The organism is Quadrisphaera sp. RL12-1S, from assembly GCF_014270065.1.
GTDB lineage: Bacteria > Actinomycetota > Actinomycetes > Actinomycetales > Quadrisphaeraceae > Quadrisphaera.
The window spans coordinates 154,074-170,543 of sequence record NZ_JACNME010000007.1 but is presented as its reverse complement, the minus strand read 5'-3'; the positions used below and the strand labels follow the sequence as shown (position 1 = coordinate 170,543).

Here is a 16,470-nt window from a genome sequence, read left to right as displayed (position 1 = left end):
GTCCAGCCGGTGCCCGACCCCCGACCGCCCCGACCGCCGCGCCACGCCCGGGCCTCCCCGAAGCTGACGTCCGCGGTCTCACCCGGGCGCCGCCGGCAGCTGCTGGCGGCCCTCGACGAGCGCCTGAGCGGCAGCGCCCCCGCCAGTCCCGTCGGGCGGCGCGCCCAGCGCGCCCGCCTCGCCGAGCGCCAGGTGCGCGAGGTGCTGGAGGTGGCCGTCCGGTTCGGGGAGGCGGTGCTCTCCCTCGGTGCCACGGCGGCGGCCTCCGTGGACGTCATCCAGCGCACCTGCGCCGCGTTCGGGGTGCCCTGCCAGGTGGACGTCACCTTCACCGCCATCCTCGTGGCGCACGACGGTCCCGACGCGGGCACCGTCAGCGTGCTGCGCGTGGTGCAGACCCGCGCGGCCGACTACCACCGCCTCAGCCGGCTCACCGCGCTGGCCCACGACGTGCAGACCGACCCGGGCACCCCCGAGCTGGCCGACGCCCTGGACGACCCCGCGGTCCGCGAGGCGGTGCAGCAGCGGCTGGAGCGCGTGCACGCCAGCCTCGACGAGGTGCTCGAGGCGCCGCACCGGTACCGCCCCGCCCTCGTCACGGCGGCGCTGGGCACCATGGCCGCCGGGGTGGCCGTGCTGCTGGGCGGCGGACCGCCGGTGGTGCTGCTCTCCGCCACCGTGACGGCCGTCATCGACCTGGTGCTGCGGCGCCTGGGCGGGTGGGGCCTGCCGTCGTTCTTCCTGCAGGCCGCGGGCGCGGCGATGGCCACCACGGTGGCGGTGGCGCTGCTGGCGGTGCCCGGCCTGCCGGTGGCGCTGTCAGCGCTGCCGCCGTCGCTGGTGGTGGCCTCGGGGATCATCGCGCTGCTGGCCGGGCTCTCGCTGGTGGGCGCCGCCGACGACGCCATCAACGGCTTCCTCGTCACGGCCAGCGGCCGCCTGCTCGAGGTGCTGGTGCTGACGCTCGGGCTGGTGGTGGGCATCGGCGGCGTGCTGGACGTGGCCGACCGGCTGGGCGTGCAGCTGGTCATCGCCGACACCTCCCAGACCCCGTGGCCGCTGGCGGTGCAGGTGGTGGCGGCGGGCGTGGCCTCGGGGGCGTGGGCGGCGTCGTCGTTCGCGGGGCCGCGGGCCGCCGCGCAGGTGGCCGCGTGGGGGGCGCTGGGGTACGCGGTCTCGGCCCTGCTGGTCGGAGCCGGCGCCGCGCCCGCCGTCGGTGCGGCGGTGGCGGCGCTGCTGGTCGGCTTCGGCGCGGAGTCGCTGGCCGAGCGCACGCGCGTGCCCGCGGCGGTCACCGCCACGTGCGCGATCGTGCCGCTGCTGCCGGGTCTGACCATCTACCAGGGGCTGTTCGCGATGATCAGCGGCGCCCCGCCCGGCACCGGCGGGGGGCTGCTCCTGGGGGCCGCGATGGTCGGCGTGGGCCTGGCCGCCGGCACCACCCTGGGCACCACGCTGGCCAGCCGCGTGCGCGAGACGCGCCGGCGGCCGGCCGACGCGCAGGCCCCCGGCGCGGGCTGAGCCGGGACCCGGCGAAGGCCCGGCGGGGGTCCGACGGCTCCGGGCGAGCCTCAGTGGGCGCCGGCTCCAGGCTCGACGTCCACCGGGCCCAGCCGCCACGGGCGGACCACGACCACCAGCACGGTGGCGGCGGCGAGGGCGGCGCCGAGGATCACCACGGACATGGCGGTCGCGTCGTTCCCCAGGATCCCCACCAGCGGTGAGACCAGGGCGCCGACGCCGAACTGCACCGCACCCAGCAGCGCCGCCGCGGAGCCGGCGGCCTCGCCGTGGCGCGAGAGCGCCAGCGCCGGGGCGTTGGGCAGCGCCAGGCCTCCGGCGAACAGCACCGCCCACAGCGGCAGCGCCACGCCCCAGATCCCCCCGAGGCCCGAGGTGGCCAGCACGACCAGGACGGCGGCGGCGACCACCGCCGCGACGCTGCCGCCCAGGAGGATCTGCGCGGGCTCGAGGCGGCGCAGCAGCAGCGGGTTCAGCTGCGTGGCGCCGATGAGCCAGACCGCGCCGGCGCCGAAGAGGAACGCGAACTGCTGCTGGTCGAGCCCGAACTGCTCCTGGTAGACGAACGAGGCGCCCGAGACGTAGCTGAACAGGCTCGCCATGGTCAGGCCGGCCACCGCCACCAGCCCGAGGTAGGTGCGGTCGCGCAGGAGCGAGCCGAAGGTGGCGACCGTCGAGCGCACGCGCAGCGGCTGCCGCCGCTCGCGCGGCAGCGTCTCCCGCAGCGCCAGCGACCCCAGCACCAGCAGCGCGACGCCGTACACGGCCAGCACGGCGAAGACCCCGCGCCAGGACGTGACGCCCAGCACCAGCCCGCCGAGGGTGGGGGCGAGCACGGGCGCCGCCCCGATGACGAGGAACAGCCGCGACAGCATGGTGGCCGCGGCCCGCCCGGAGAGGCTGTCGCGCACCACGGCCAGCGCGATGACGGCGCCGGCCGACGTGCCGACGCCCTGCAGCACGCGCAGCACGCCGAGGGTGGTGATGTCGGGCGCGACGAGGATGAGCACCGAGCTCAGCACGTGCAGTGCGGTCCCCGCGAGCAGCGGGCCCCGGCGCCCGAGCGCGTCGGACAGCGGGCCCAGCACCAGCTGGCCCAGCGCCAGGCCCACGAGCGTGCCGGTCAGCGTCAGCTGCACGGCCGCCTCGGTGGTCTGCAGCTGGCTGGTGATGGTCGGCAGCGCCGGCAGGTACATGTCGATGGTCAGCGGGCCGATCGCCACGAACGCCCCCAGCACCAGCACCGTGCCGAGCAGGCTGCGCTGGGTGGGGGGCGCGCTCGCCGTCGTCGTCGTGCTGGCCGAGGTGGGGGTGGCGGCGGGCGCGGAGCGCTCCTCGCGCAGCGTCATCGTGGTCCTCCAGAACCGGGGGAGAGCGGTGGCGTGCGCGGGGGACCCGTGCTGCTGCCACCCAGCCAGAGCCCAGGGAGCACCGAGGTTGTTCCCGGACCCGCCCGGCGTCACGCACTGTTCACATCGGTGAGCGCTCCGGGGAGACCACCCGGCGCGAGGAGCCGCTCCGAGCGGACAGCACGCACGCCGCCACGACGATCCCCACGGCCGCCGGGACGCTGCGGTAGGTGAAGAACGCGTGCACCTGGGAGTGGTTGCTCAGCACCTCGTACCAGGCCGGCACCAGCAGCGCCGGGGCCGCGAGCACCGCCGCCAGCAGCAGCCGCTCGGCTCCGCCGCGGCGGGCTGCCACCACCAGGGACACCACGACGACGACCGCGGCGGCCACGAGCAGCGGCTGCGCCGTGGGGGCGGTGTCGAGCCACCGCGTGACGTTGGCGGCCGTCGGCGCGCCGAAGGATGGGTCCACCACCTGGCTGGCGCCGTCGAGGCGCTCGGCGGACTTGTCGCGGATGGCGGTGAACACGCCGGGACCCTGCACGGCGGCGGCGATGAGCCACCTGCACGCCCACGTGACGCCGTAGGCCACCGGCCAGGCGGCGCCAGCGGCGAGCACGGACAGCAGGACCGGTCGCAGCGCCCGGGGGCGGGGGGCGGCGCCCCAGGTGTCCGCGCCCCAGGTGTCCGCGCCCCACGTGACGGCGCCCCACGTGACCGCGCCGGCCGCCGCCGCGCACAGGCTCCAGGACATCGCGGGGGTGGTGAGCAGGTCGGTGTAGGCGAGCAGCGCCCCCGCCCCGCCCGCCCCGACGGCGGCCCCCCGCCAGCCGCGCAGCCGCACCGACCCGGTGGCCGCGGCGGTCAGCGCCACCCCGGCGGCGATGGCGGCCAGGGCCAGCGCGTGCGTGAACGCCAGCGCGGGCATCGCGAGGGCGTTGGTGGAGACCGCCACCGGGAGGACCAGCGCGCACGCCGCGGCGGGGCCCGCGCGGCGGCGCAGCGCCGCCCACGCCGCGATGCCCGCGGCGGCCAGCAGCGCGCCCGAGACCATGCGGACACCGGGCACGCCGAGGGTCGCGAGGACCGGGCGGGTGAGGAGGGCGTACCCGTTCCAGTAGCGGTAGTAGGTGGCCGGCGGCAGCACCTGCGCACCGGCGGCGAGCGCCCTGACCTGCGTGGCACCCGCGTCGCACGACTCCAGGCGCGGCCCGCCGGTGGCGCGGAACCACAGGCTGCGGGGGTCGTCCGGGGAGCTCACGCCGTAGCCGAGCTCCACGCACTCGGTGAACCTGTCGGCGCGCCCGCCCATGCCGTCCGAGACGTAGGAGGGGCCGTAGTCGCCGTCCGAGACGGCCTGCGCGAGCCTGTCGACGATCGGCGCGTTCGGCACGGCCTGCGCGACGATGAGCCCGGCCAGCAGCACCAGCTGCAGGAGCACCAGCGCCACGGCCCACTCCACGGCGAAGCGGGTGGCCGTGCCCAGCACCTCGACCTGGCGCGGACCGCGGTGCGGGGGAGCGCCGGCCCGGGCGGGGGCGCGGGCGCGGGAGGGCGTCCGCTCGTGCTCGCGCCGGTCGCGCCGGGGGCCGGCTGGACCGGCTGGACCGGCCGGGGACAGCGGGGGCGCCGGGTCGGGCGCGGACATCAGGTGCCCGCGGGCACGCGAGGCCGCGGCCGGGTGCCGGCCACCGCCTCGCGGACCAGCGGGGCGCCGGCGCTCCCGGCCCGGCTGGGACCACCCGGCACGGGCAGCTGCAGGTAGGCCAGCCGCAGCGCCTCCTGCCGGCCCCGGCGCACGCCGTCCAGCACCAGCCCCGAGGCCGCCGCGATCCCACCCAGCACCGCCGCCGCCAGCGGGGAGCCCAGGAGCAGCGCCACCGCCACCACGGCCGCGGCGAGCGGCGCGTGGAGGGCCAGCGGCCGCTCCGCGTGGGCCAGGCGGACCACCCAGCCCAGGATCCGCAGCCCGTCGCGGACCGTGCGCAGCTTGCTCTCGCTGCCCGCGGGGCGGTCCTGGAAGCCCACCGGCACCTCCACCTGCGGCACCCGCAGCACCGAGGCGTGCACGGTCAGCTCGGTCTCCACCTCGAAGCCGCGGCTGCGCGCCGGGAACGTCTTGACGAAGCGCCGGGACATCACGCGGTAGCCGCTGAGCATGTCGGTGGTGTCCGTGTCGAAGACCAGCCCCACCAGGCGGTTGAGCGCGCGGTTGCCGGCCGCGTGCCCGAAGCGGTACGCGGTGCCCGTGCTGGCGCGGCGGGCTCCGACGACGTGGTCGTACGGGCCGGACAGGAGCACCTCGACGAGGTCGGCGACGGCGCTGGCGTCGTAGGTGTCGTCGCCGTCGACGAGCACGTACACGTCCGCGTCGACGTCGGCGAAGGCCCGGCGCACCACGTTGCCCTTGCCGGGCGCGGGCTCGCGGCGCACCACCGCTCCGCGGGCCGCGGCCACCGCGGCCGTCCCGTCGGTGCTGGCGTTGTCGTAGACGACGACGGTGGCGTCCGGGAGCGCGGCGCGCAGGCCGTCGACGACCGCACCGACCGCTGCCGCCTCGTTGAAGCACGGGACCAGGACGGCGACCCGCCCTGCGCTGCTGGGCCACGACACACCGCAACGTAGCGCCGCGACGCGTCAGACCACGGGAGATCGCCGCAAGTGCCGCTGCGGCGTGGCGCCGCGGTCCGGGGCCGCCGGTGTGCCACGGTCGTCGGGACACCGACCACACCCGTGGTCACGTCTGGGGGGACTGGCTGTGCGCACCACCGGCTCGAGGGCAGCGGCGATGGCCGCTGGCCTGTTCGCCACCACGCTGCTGGGCACCCTGTGCACGGCCGGCGCTGCCAGTGCGGACACCGTGGCGACCGCCAGCCCGTCGGCCACTGCGAGCCCGTCGGCCAGCGCCAGCGCGTCGTCCGGGGCGCCCGAGGTCCGGCGCCTGGCCGGGGACGACCGCATCGGCACCGCCATCGCCGTCAGCCAGGCCGTCTTCTCCGACGGCGAGGGCGCGTACGCCGCCTTCGTCGCCTCGGCCGCCAGCTGGCCCGACGCTCTGGCCGCCAGCGCCCTGGCCGCCCAGTACGGCGCGCCGCTGCTGCTGGTGCCCGCTGACGGGCAGCTGCCCGGCGCCGTGCGCACCGAGCTGCAGCGCCTCAAGGTGGAGCAAGTCTACGTGCTCGGCGGTGACCGGTCCGTCAGCGACCGCATCAGCGCCCAGCTCAGCGACCTCGCCCAGGTGGAGCGCTTCGACGGCAACGACCGGTACGACACCGCCGGCTACGCCGCCAGCGTGCTCGCCGACCCCGGCAAGCCGCTGTACGTGGCGTCCGGGACGGGCTTCGCCGACGCCCTCGGCGGCGGCGCGGCCGCCGGGGCCGTGGGCGGGGCGCTGGTGCTCACCGACCCGGCGCGCCTGCCCACCTCCCTGGCGGCGGACGTCAAGACCCTCGCGCCCAGCAGCGTGGTGGTGCTCGGCGGCCCCGGCACCGTCTCCGACGCCGTGGTCGGCCAGCTCAAGGCGCTCCTGCCCGGCACGTCCGTGACCCGCACCTACGGGGCCGACCGGTACGAGACCGCCGCCCGGGCCAGCGCCCAGGTGCACGCGCAGGGCAGCCCGTCCACCCGGGCCGCCGACGGCGAGGACACCGTGTCCGCGGTCATGCTCGCCAGCGGCACCAGCTTCCCGGACGGCCTGGCCGGAGCGGCCGTGGCCGGGCCCAGCGGAGTCCCGCTGCTGCTCACCACCAAGGACTGCGTGCCGGCGGCGACGCTGGCGGAGATCAGCCGCCTGCGCGCCCAGCGCGTCGTCGTCCTCGGGGGACCGACCGTGGTCGGCCCGGCGGCAGCGGCCCTCACCCCCTGCTGAGGTGCGACGACGCCCCGCAGGATCCTGTGGGGTGGGCCGTTCCCGGGGTCGTGGGCGGCCGGTCGGGTGCCGCTCAGCCGCCGACGACGTCCGGGGTGGTCCGCAGGCGCGTGGTGGCTGCGTCCAGCTGGTCCGCGGCGGCGGGACGCGCGACGTGGAACCCCTGCACGAGGTCGCAGCCGAGCTCTCGGACGCGCTCGAGCACGAAGGCGTCCTCGACGCCCTCGGCCACCACGCGCAGCCCGAGGGCGTCCTTCAGCGCGGTGATGCTGCGGATGAGCGCCGCGGCGACAGCGGAGTCCTGCGCGCTGGCGGTGGACTCCAGGCCCCGCACGAAGCTCCTGTCGATCTTCAGCTCCTGGACCGGGAGCCGCTGGAGGTAGGAGAGCGAGGAGTAGCCGGTGCCGAAGTCGTCGAGCGAGAGGGTCACCCCGAGGGCCGACAGGCGCCCCAGCACCGGCACGGTGCGGGCGTGGTCTCCCATGACCACCGACTCGGTGAGCTCCAGCGTGAGCCGGGTGGCCGGCACGCCGGCCCGGGCCAGCGCCGCCGCCACGAGGTCGGGCAGCGCGGGGTTCGCCACGTTCCGGGCCGAGAGGTTGACCGCCACCGAGACGTCCACCCCGTTGTCCTGCCAGGAGCGCAGCTGCCGCAGGGCCACGCCCAGCAGGTGGTGCGTGAAGGGCTCCACGAGCCCCGTCGACTCGGCCAGCGGCACGAACCTGTCGGGGCTCAGCCGCCCCAGGCGCGGGTGGTCCCAGCGCACCAGCGCCTCCACACCGGTCACGAGGCCGGAGGCGAGGTCCAGCTTGGGCTGGTAGTGGAGCATCAGCTGGTCGGTGTCGAGGGCGCGGTGCAGGTCGGACAGCAGCTCCACGCGCTCCGCGCGGCCCTCGTCCATCGACGAGGTGTAGACCACGGCACCCGTGCCGCCCCCGGCGCCACCGCCGTTCGTCCGTGCGGTGTCGGCCCGCCGCAGCGCGTCCTCGAGCTCGTCACCGGGCTGCGCGACGGCCAGGCCGAGGCTGGCCGAGGTGGACACCGACGCAGATGTCAGCTGCACCGGCGCGTCGAGGACCCTCTCGATGCGCTCGGCAGCGGCCAGTGCGGCGGGGAGCGCGGGTGCTCCGTCCTGGGGGACGAGCACCACGGCGAACTCGTCTCCGCCGAGGCGACCGACGAGCGCGCCCGGCAGCGCCAGCTCCAGGCGGCGCGCCACCAGCACCAGCAGCTCGTCACCGCTGCGGTGGCCCAGCACGGCCTTCACCTCCGAGGCCCTCTCCAGGGCCAGCACCACCACCGCCGGCGCGGGCCCGGTGGCGAGCAGCGGAGCGGCCAGCTCGGCCAGGCCGGGGAGGTTGGGCAACCCGGTCAGCGCGTCGTGGCGGGAGTCGTGGCGCAGCCGGTCCACCAGCCACGCGCTGCGCAGGGCGACCTCGACGTGCCCGGTGAGGGTCTGGAGCAGCGCCAGGTCGTCGCGACCGAAGGTCGCCGTGTCCCCGGTGCGGTCGGCCACGACGAGCACGCCGCGGCGGCCCTCCACCTCCAGCGGGCAGGTGATCGCGTCGCGGAGCCCGTGCGCCGCCAGCCACTGCTGGTGTCCCCGGTCCCGCGTGCGCGCCCCCACCAGGCGGCCCTGACCGCTGGCGGCCACCTCCGCGAGGAGGGTGTCCGACGCCCGGCGCCCCGTGCGCGGCGGCGCCGGTTCGAGCCCTCCCTCGGTGGAGCGCGCCAGCGCCGTCCAGCCCTGCTCGCCGTCCTGCGACGGCAGCAGGACCACGGCCCTCTCGGCCCTCAGGTCGGTCCGCGCGCGGTCGAGCAGCACCTCGGCCAGCGGGCCTCCCTGGGCGGCGGTGCGCGCTCCGAGGTCCACGAAGTCCTTGACCAGCTGCAGCGAGGCGTGCCGGCGGCGCAGCACCAGGTGCAGCCGGTAGGTGACCACCACGACCACCACGAAGACGGCCAGGAGCACCAGGCCCAGGGCGCCACCGCCCGCCAGCAGCGCCACGAGGAGGCCGACCGCGGCGTTGATGACCACGAACACGACCGCTGGCACGACCGAGCCGACCACGTCGCCCACCTCCAGCGGTCCGCTGTTGATGCGGATCACGAGCAGGACGAGGCACGTCATGAGCAGGTCGACCACCGCCATCGCGGCGTAGGCGGTCAGCGCGAGGTGCAGGTCCAGGGCCTCCCGCGGTCCGGACAGCAGCCCGGCCAGCAGCAGGACCAGGGAGACGTCCAGCAGGTAGGCGGCCAGGTTGAAGGCGGACTTGGCGGGGCTGACCCGCTGGATGCCGAAGGCGACGGCCGCGCAGGCCACGCGCACCGCCACCAGCACCGCCGGCGGGCAGAACAGCACGCCCAGGAGCAGCGGCACGCCGGTCAGGGAGAAGCTGTACGCCTCGTGGCGCACCTCGACGTGGGCCTGCGCCAGCTCGGCGGCGACGAGCGCCACGGCGAGGACGGCGAGCCCGGCCCAGCCTCCGAGCGGGGGGACGGGCAGCAGGGGGTGGGCGGGCAGCTGGCCGGCGGCGACGACGCCGCACGCGAGGATGGCCGCGGTGAGGGCGAGGGTCGGGGCCCCGGGACCGGAGGCCCAGCTGCGCAGCCGCGCCGCGGTACCGCTCACCTCCACCACGCACCTCCGGGAGCGCTCGAGTCCCCCTGTCCTTCGGGGGAAGGACAGGGGGACTTGAGGTCTGCGGTGTCTCCCGAGCGAGGTGCTCGGTCAGGACCAGCGCGCGCTGTCGTAGCTGGCGCTGCTCCAGCGGGCCCTGCTCCAGCGGGCGCTGTCCCACCCGGCGGCCGACCAGCGGGCCCGCTGCCAGGCGGCGTCGCTCCAGCGAGCGCGCTCCCAGCCCGCGGTGGTGGCCCAGCCGTCGCCGCTCCAGCGCTCGCCGAGCCACAGACCGCCCGACCACGTCGCGTCGCGGGCGGCGGCGTCGGCCCACACCCGACCGTCCCAGGGGCGACCCTGGACGTCGACCTCGCCGGTCAGCGCCTCACCCGTCACCGGGTCGGCCAGGTGCGCGTCGCCGCGCGCCGCCTCCAGGCTGCCCAGGCCGGTGGCCTCGGGGAAGGTCTGGCGGGCCGCCAGCACGGCCTTGGCCCGCGCATCACCGCTCGCAGCGGCCTTGACGGTGCGCAGCGCTGCGGCCACGTCCACCTGGCCCGCCCCGACGTCGCGCCGGTCGGCGCCCCAGACCGGGTCCGCCGTGGCCTGGAGGACCGCCTTCACGGCGTCGGGCGTGAGGCTGGGGTCGGCCTGGAGCAGCAGCGCCGCGGCGCCGCTGACCACGGCCGCCGCCTGGGAGGTGCCGCTGCCGCGGAACAGCCGCGAGCTGGAGTCGGCGGCGACGCGGCCCTCGGGGTGCTCGGTGTCCACGAAGGAGCCCGGGTCCCGCAGGCCGACCACGGAGGTCCCGGGGGCCGAGAGGTCGACGGGGCGGGAGGATGTGCCGCGCGAGGAGAAGGAGGCCGAGCTGGGCGACGACCAGCCGTTCCAGGCCTGCGAGGCCCCCGTCAGGACGGTGCTCACCGGCGACGCGCTGGGGCTGGTCGCCCCCACGGCGATGACGTACGGGTCGATGGCGGGGTTGGTGAGCCCGTCGGAGCCCTTGCCCTCGTTGCCCGCGGAGACGACGACCACCACGCCGCGGTGCCAGGCCCGCTCCACGGCCGCCGCCAGGGGGTCGACCTGGTAGTCCTGCAGCCCGGAGGTGCCGAAGGAGAGGTTGACCACCCGCACGTGCATGCCGTTGTCGTCGCGGTGCTCGACCACCCAGTCGAGCCCGGCGATGACCTGGCTGACGTCGGTGCTGCCGTCCGTGGTCGCGAGCTTGAGCGCGAGCAGCCCGGCGCCGGGGGCGACGCCCAGCTGGGCGCTGCTGTCCAGCACCGAGGGGCTGCCGGCCCGGCTCGTCGCCACGGGGTCCGAGGCGCCGATGATGCTGGCCATGTGCGTGCCGTGCCCGTAGGAGTCCGTGGACAGCGGCGTGGGGCTGTTGGCCTCGATGGACAGGTCCGGGCCCTGCACCAGCTTGCTGCTCAGGCCGCGCACGGGAGCGACCCCGCTGTCGACGACGGCGACGGTGACCCCCTTGCCCGTGATGGCCGCCCCCCGGGCATCGGTCTGCTGCCACGCCGAGCGCGCCCCGATGGCCGTGGTGATCGAGTACAGCGACCCCGGGTCGCGCCGGGCGTCGTACTGACCGGTCAGCGGGTTGCGCGACAGGTCGTCGGCCCGCCGGTCGCCCCACAGGGTCCCGAGGACGGAGGTGAGGATGCCGGACCCCAGGGGGCCCGCGGAGACGGCAGCCGTGGTGGGGGAGCCACCACCGGCCGCCTCGGGGGTGGCCGCCAGAGCGGGGGCGGCGGGCACGAGCGCGACGGCGGTGGCGAGCGCCGTGCCGGCGAGTGCGGCGCCTCTGAGGCGGCGCGCCGCGCGCCGCGTCCCGCGGCGAGGTGAGGAGGATGTGGTCACGCAGCGAATCTGAGGGAATGCGCAGCGTCACTGCGAGGCCGTGTCGGTCGTGACACCCGTGCGGCCCAGCCGCCAGAGCCCTTCGGCCCCTCCGGACCGGGTCCGACGTCCCCCGGGGTGGTGGGGACACCGCCTCGGATCCGCGCCGCGCTCCTTGTCGGCGCCTGCTGCGGCGCCTAGTGTCCGGGACACCCGCGACGGCGCCGTCCTCGGTGCCCGTCGCGACGGCCAGCGTCAGCCGCCGAGGCTGAGGGCGACGGGGGAGGGCCATGCGCACCGGCTACGTCTGGGAAGAGCTCTACGGCTGGCACGACACCGGCACGCACGCGGCGTTCGCCCGGCCCGGCGGGTTCGTCCAGCCGCACCACCACGTGGAGTCCGCCGAGTCCAAGACGCGCTTCGCCGCGCTGGTGGAGGTCAGCGGGCTCGCCGCCAGGCTCGACAGGATCCGGGCCGTGCTCGCCACCGAGGACGACGTCCTCGCCGTCCACACCCGCGAGCACCTCGAGCGCATCCGTGCCGGCAGCGCCGCCGAGCGCGGCGGTGACGCCGGTGACGGCACCTCCCCGTTCGGTCCCGGCGGCGTGGACATCGCCCTGCTCGCCGCGGGCGGTGCCGTGCAGGCCGCCAAGGCCGTGGTGACCGGCCGCACCACCAACGCCTACGCGCTGGTCCGCCCGCCCGGCCACCACGCCCGCCCCGAGACCGGCATGGGCTTCTGCGTCTTCGCGAACGCCGCGATCGCCATCCAGCACGTGCGCCGCCACCACGGGGTGGAGCGCGTGGCGGTGGTGGACTGGGACGTCCACCACGGCAACGGCACGGAGGAGGTCTTCGCCGAGGACCCCGACGTGCTCACCATCTCCGTCCACCAGGACCAGCTCTACCCCAAGGGCACCGGCCGCCTGACCGACCGCGGCCGCGGCGCGGGGGAGGGCAGCGCCATCAACGTGCCGCTGCCCGCGGGCACCGGCAACGACGGCTACCTGCACGCCGTCGAGCAGGTGGTGCTGCCGGCGCTGGAGCGCCACCGGCCCGACCTCGTGGTGGTCGCCTCCGGGTTCGACCCCGCGGCCCTGGACCCGCTCGGCGGCATGGTGGTCACCACCACCGGCTTCCGGCGGATGGCCCGCGCCGTGCTCGACGCCGCCGACCGCCTCTGCGACGGGCGCGTGATCATGACGCACGAGGGCGGCTACAGCCCCGTCTACGCCCCGCTGTGCGGCGTGGCCGTGCTCGAGGAGATGTCGGGGGAGCGCACGGAGGTCACCGACTTCCTCGCCGAGGAGTACGAGGACCTGCCCGACCAGGCGCTGCGCCCCCACCAGGCCGAGGCCGTGGCGGCCGCCGCCCGCGCCGCCGGGCTCGCGCTGGCGGAGGTGGCCCGGTGAGCACCGTCGACCGCAGCGGCGCGGACCCGCGCCAGGCGTCGCAGCAGCCTTCCCAGCAGCCCTCCCAGCAGCCCTCCCAGCAGCCCTCCCAGCAGCACGGGCTCGTCGTCGACGGGACGCTGCGGCGGGTGCTCGGCACGCCGTCGCTGGTGCTCTTCGGGCTCGCCTACCTGGTGCCCCTCACCGTCTTCACCACCTACGGGCTGGTGACCCAGCAGACCAGCGGGCACCTGGCCACCGCCTACGTCGTCACCACCGTGGTGATGGCCTTCACGGCGGTCAGCTACGCGCTCAACGTCAGGAGCCACCCGTCGGCGGGCTCGGCCTACACCTTCGTGCAGCGCGCCTTCGGCGCGAAGGCCGGCTTCCTCACCGGCTGGGTGCTCATGCTCGACTACCTCCTGCTGCCGATGATCAACTACCTCGTCGTCGGCCTCTACATCAACGCGCAGTTCCCCGCGGTGCCGCAGTGGCTGGTCGTGGTGGTGGCCGTGGTGCTCGTCACCGCGCTCACCGTGGTGGGCATCACCGTGGTCGACAAGGCGAACGTGCTGCTGGTGGGCGTGCAGCTGGTGTTCGCCGTGGTCTTCGTGGCGGTGGTCGTGGCGCAGCTGGCCGGCGCCGCCGACGCCCCCTCGCTCACCGCCCCCTTCGTCTCCGGCGAGCTCTCCTGGGGCACCGTCTTCTCCGGCGCCGCCGTGCTGGCGCTGTCCTTCCTGGGCTTCGACGCCATCTCCACCCTGTCCGAGGAGGCCAGGGAGCCCCGCCGCACCGTGCCGGCGGCCATCATCACCACCACGGCCCTGGGCGGCGTGATCTTCATCGTGCTGTCGTGGGCCTCCCAGACGGCGCTGCCGGACTGGCGCTCCATCACCGACCCCGACTCGGCGGGCCTGCAGGTGATGACCGAGGCCGGCGGGAAGGCCCTCGCCAGCTTCTTCCTGGCCGCCTACATCGCCGGCTGCGTGGCCTCCGCGACCGCCAGCCAGGTCTCCGTGGCGCGGATCCTCTTCGCCATGGGCCGCGACGGCGTGCTCCCGCGCCGCGTCTTCGGGGTGCTCTCCGCGCGGTGGGCCACCCCGGTGGGCGCCACGCTGGTGGTGGGCGCGCTGTCGCTGGTGGCCCTGGCGATCGACCTGGCGACGCTCGCCTCCATCATCAGCTTCGGGGCGCTGGCGGCGTTCTCCCTGGTCAACCTGACGGTCATCAAGACCTACGTGGTGGACGGCGGTCGCCGGTCCCCGCGGGACCTGCTGCTCTACGCCGTCGTCCCGGTCGTCGGCTTCTGCCTGACCCTGTGGCTGTGGACCCAGCTGACCTCGCTGACCTTCGAGGTCGGAGGGGTGTGGGCCGCGGCCGGGGTGGTCTACCTCGCGGTGCTGACCCGCGGGTTCCGGCGGCCGCCGCCGCAGCTGGCCGTCGACCACACCGCCTGACCGCCTGACCGCCAGGCCGGTCAAGGGGTGCGGTCCGGGTGTCGATGATCCACGCGTGACGCGGTTGCGGCGGCACTGGAGCGGGGCGCTGGCGCTGGGGGTCGCCGGCGCCGTGGTGGTGCTCGCGCTGGCGGGTCCGCTGTCCGCCCTCGTCCAGCTGCCGCTGAGCGCGCTCGGCGTGACGGCGATGGTGGTCGGCGCCCGCCGCCGCGGACGTCGCGGCGCGGGCTGGTGGTGCCTGGCCACCGCCTACGCCCTCTGGCTGGCGGGAGACGGCCTGCACGTCCTGGCCCTCCAGCTCGGCTACGTCGGCGGGGGCTCCCCCGGCGGCCCCCCTCTACCTGGCCGGTTACCTCCCGCTGGCCCTGGGACTCGTGCTGCTGACCCGCGACGCCGGCGAGCGCCACTGGCGCCCCCGGGTGCTCGAGGGCGGCATCGCCGCCGTGGCCCTGGCGCTGCTCTGCTGCGCGGCGGTGGTGGGGCCGGCCCTGGACAGCCAGCACCGGGTCGCCGCCGACCACGCCCTGGGCGTCAGCTACCTCATCGGTGACGTGGTGCTGGTCTCGCAGGCGGTGGTGCTCCTGTCAGCCACCCGGTGGCGCAGCGCCGGACCGCGCCTGGGGGCGGCCGCCGTCGTCGTCGTCCTCGCCTGCGACGCCACCTGGCTGCTGTGGGGGAACCACAACCCCTACGCCTCCGTGCTGGCGGCCGGCACGCTCGTCGGCAACCTGCTCTGGGCGTCCGCCGCCCTGCACCCCGACCCCGACCAGGGCGACGCGGAGGCGGAGCCCGTGGCGATGGGCCTGTCGTCCGGGGTGGTCCTCACCGCGGCGATGGGCCTGCCCTCGGCGGTGCTCGCGCTGCTGCTCCTCCGGCCTCGCACCGAGCCCGCACCCGGCGGCGGCCAGGGGTGGGCGAGCAGCTGGCTCGTCTGGGCCGTGGTGGTGGCGGGCGCGCTCCTGGCGGTGCTGGTGGTGGCGCGGACCGCCGAGGCCGTCCGCGCCGCCGGCAGGTCCGTGCAGGCGCTCGAGGGCCTCACCCGCACCCTGGAGCGGCAGGCGGCGCACGACCCGCTGACGGGCCTGGCCAACCGCGCCACCAGCCGGGCGCGCCTGGGCACCGCCCTGCGCGCCGCCCGCCGGGAGCACCGCGGGGCGGGGGTGCTCTTCGTGGACCTGGACGGCTTCAAGCGCGTCAACGACACCCACGGGCACCGCGCCGGCGACGAGGTGCTGCGCACCGTCGCCGGGCGGATCGCCTCCTGCGTGCGCTCCACCGACGTGGTGGGGCGGCTGGGGGGTGACGAGTTCGTGGTGGTGCTGACCAGTGCGCAGGGCGAGGACGACGTCATGGCGCTCGCCCGGCGGCTGGTGCAGCACCTGTCGGCCCCCATGACCGCCGACGGGCGGGCGGTGGCGGTCGGCGCCAGCGTCGGGGCCGCGTGGAGCCCGGACGGGCAGGCCGACGCGGACGCCCTGCTCCACGAGGCGGACACCGCCGCCTACCGCGCCAAGGCCGCAGGGCGCGGCCAGGCCGTGCTGTTCGGTGAGGAGCTGCGCCGCGAGGTGGCCGAGCGCGCCGCCCTCGAGGCAGACCTGCGCGCCGCCCTGGCGGCCGACCAGCTGCAGCTGCACTACCAGCCGGTGGTGGACCTGGCACGCGGCGCGGCCGACGGCCTGGAGGCCCTGGTGCGGTGGGACCACCCGCAGCGGGGCCCGCTGGTACCGGACGTCTTCGTGCCCCTGGCGGAGCGCTCCGACCTCGTGTGCGACCTCGGCCGGTGGGTGCTGCGCACCGCTGTCGCCCAGCAGGCGGCCTGGGCGCGGGCGCGGGGCGACGACGGGCCGATCATCGGCGTCAACCTCGCCCCGCGCCACCTCGCCTCCCCCTCCTCGGTCGAGGACGTCGCCGCGGCGCTGGCCGCCGCGGGCGTCCCGCCCGGCCGCCTGGTCGTGGAGGTCACCGAGACCGACGTCGTGGAGCAGGGCCCGTCCGTGGAGCACCTGCAGGCCATCCGCGACCTCGGCGTGCAGGTGGCCATCGACGACTTCGGCACCGGCTACACCTCGGTGGGCCAGCTCAAGCGGCTCCCCTGCGATGTTCTGAAGATCGACAGGTCGCTGGTGGTGTCCTCCGAGCCGGGTGCCGCGGAGCTGCTGGCGCTCGCGGTCCGCGCCGGGCACGCCGTGGGCGCCCTGGTCACGGCGGAGGGCGTGGAGACCTCCGAGCACGAGGCCGCTGTGCGCGCCGCCGGCGCGGACCTGGCCCAGGGCTGGCTGTGGAGCCGGGCCCTGCCGGCCGACCAGCTGGACGAGCTCGTGCTGGCGCGGGGTGACGCGAGCCTGCTGCGCGGTGCCGGTGTCGCCGACGCCACACCCGGTGCACCGAGCGCAACGTTGCACTGAGTGCATGATGGGGT

Annotated in this window: 10 protein-coding genes; 5 read left to right on the top strand and 5 right to left on the bottom strand. The window is 76.5% G+C overall.

What is annotated here, in order from left to right:
- Window positions 1-9 precede the first annotated feature (9 nt).
- Window positions 10-1,521, top strand: coding sequence for a threonine/serine exporter family protein (locus tag H7K62_RS14555; protein WP_186719518.1), 1,512 nt, complete (start codon window positions 10-12; stop codon window positions 1,519-1,521).
- 50 nt (window positions 1,522-1,571) lie between these two features.
- On the opposite strand, the gene H7K62_RS14550 is transcribed toward H7K62_RS14555, so the two are convergent.
- The 3 genes from H7K62_RS14550 to H7K62_RS14540 all read right to left on the bottom strand — a co-directional run bounded on the left by H7K62_RS14550 (window position 1,572) and on the right by H7K62_RS14540 (window position 5,483).
- Entirely contained in the window at window positions 1,572-2,870 is a 1,299-nt protein-coding gene (locus H7K62_RS14550) for a multidrug effflux MFS transporter (protein ID WP_186719516.1), read from the bottom strand.
- Between the two features lie 121 nt (window positions 2,871-2,991).
- A complete protein-coding gene (locus H7K62_RS14545) occupies window positions 2,992-4,518 on the bottom strand; it encodes a hypothetical protein (protein ID WP_186719514.1) in 1,527 nt (508 codons plus the stop codon).
- Window positions 4,518-5,483 carry a glycosyltransferase gene (locus tag H7K62_RS14540; protein WP_186719513.1) on the bottom strand — a complete coding sequence of 322 codons (966 nt, stop codon included), beginning with the start codon at window positions 5,481-5,483 and terminating at the stop codon, window positions 4,518-4,520. The genes H7K62_RS14545 and H7K62_RS14540 overlap by 1 nt, the downstream gene beginning before the upstream one ends.
- Before the next feature lie 175 nt (window positions 5,484-5,658).
- Between H7K62_RS14540 and H7K62_RS14535 the strand changes: the two genes are divergently transcribed.
- The gene (locus H7K62_RS14535; protein ID WP_186719511.1) at window positions 5,659-6,738 is read left to right on the top strand and encodes a cell wall-binding repeat-containing protein; all 1,080 of its coding nucleotides are present in this window, start codon (window positions 5,659-5,661) and stop codon (window positions 6,736-6,738) included.
- 73 nt (window positions 6,739-6,811) lie between these two features.
- Here the strand turns inward: H7K62_RS14535 and H7K62_RS14530 are convergent, their stop codons facing one another.
- Window positions 6,812-9,376, bottom strand: coding sequence for a putative bifunctional diguanylate cyclase/phosphodiesterase (locus H7K62_RS14530; RefSeq protein WP_186719510.1), 2,565 nt, complete (start codon window positions 9,374-9,376; stop codon window positions 6,812-6,814).
- 93 nt (window positions 9,377-9,469) lie between these two features.
- Window positions 9,470-11,224, bottom strand: coding sequence for a S8 family serine peptidase (locus tag H7K62_RS14525; RefSeq protein WP_186719509.1), 1,755 nt, complete (start codon window positions 11,222-11,224; stop codon window positions 9,470-9,472).
- A gap of 269 nt (window positions 11,225-11,493) precedes the next feature.
- Between H7K62_RS14525 and H7K62_RS14520 the strand changes: the two genes are divergently transcribed.
- From H7K62_RS14520 to H7K62_RS14510, 3 genes are all read left to right on the top strand, one after another.
- Window positions 11,494-12,615: a class II histone deacetylase gene (locus tag H7K62_RS14520; protein WP_186719507.1), complete on the top strand. Its 1,122-nt coding sequence runs from the start codon at window positions 11,494-11,496 to the stop codon at window positions 12,613-12,615.
- A gap of 119 nt (window positions 12,616-12,734) precedes the next feature.
- Complete coding sequence (locus H7K62_RS14515) at window positions 12,735-14,051, top strand: APC family permease (protein WP_186719609.1); 1,317 nt, start codon at window positions 12,735-12,737, stop codon at window positions 14,049-14,051.
- Window positions 14,052-14,425: 374 nt separating this feature from the next.
- Window positions 14,426-16,456 carry a putative bifunctional diguanylate cyclase/phosphodiesterase gene (locus H7K62_RS14510; RefSeq protein WP_186719506.1) on the top strand — a complete coding sequence of 677 codons (2,031 nt, stop codon included), beginning with the start codon at window positions 14,426-14,428 and terminating at the stop codon, window positions 16,454-16,456.
- The last annotated feature ends 14 nt before the right edge of the window (window positions 16,457-16,470 follow it).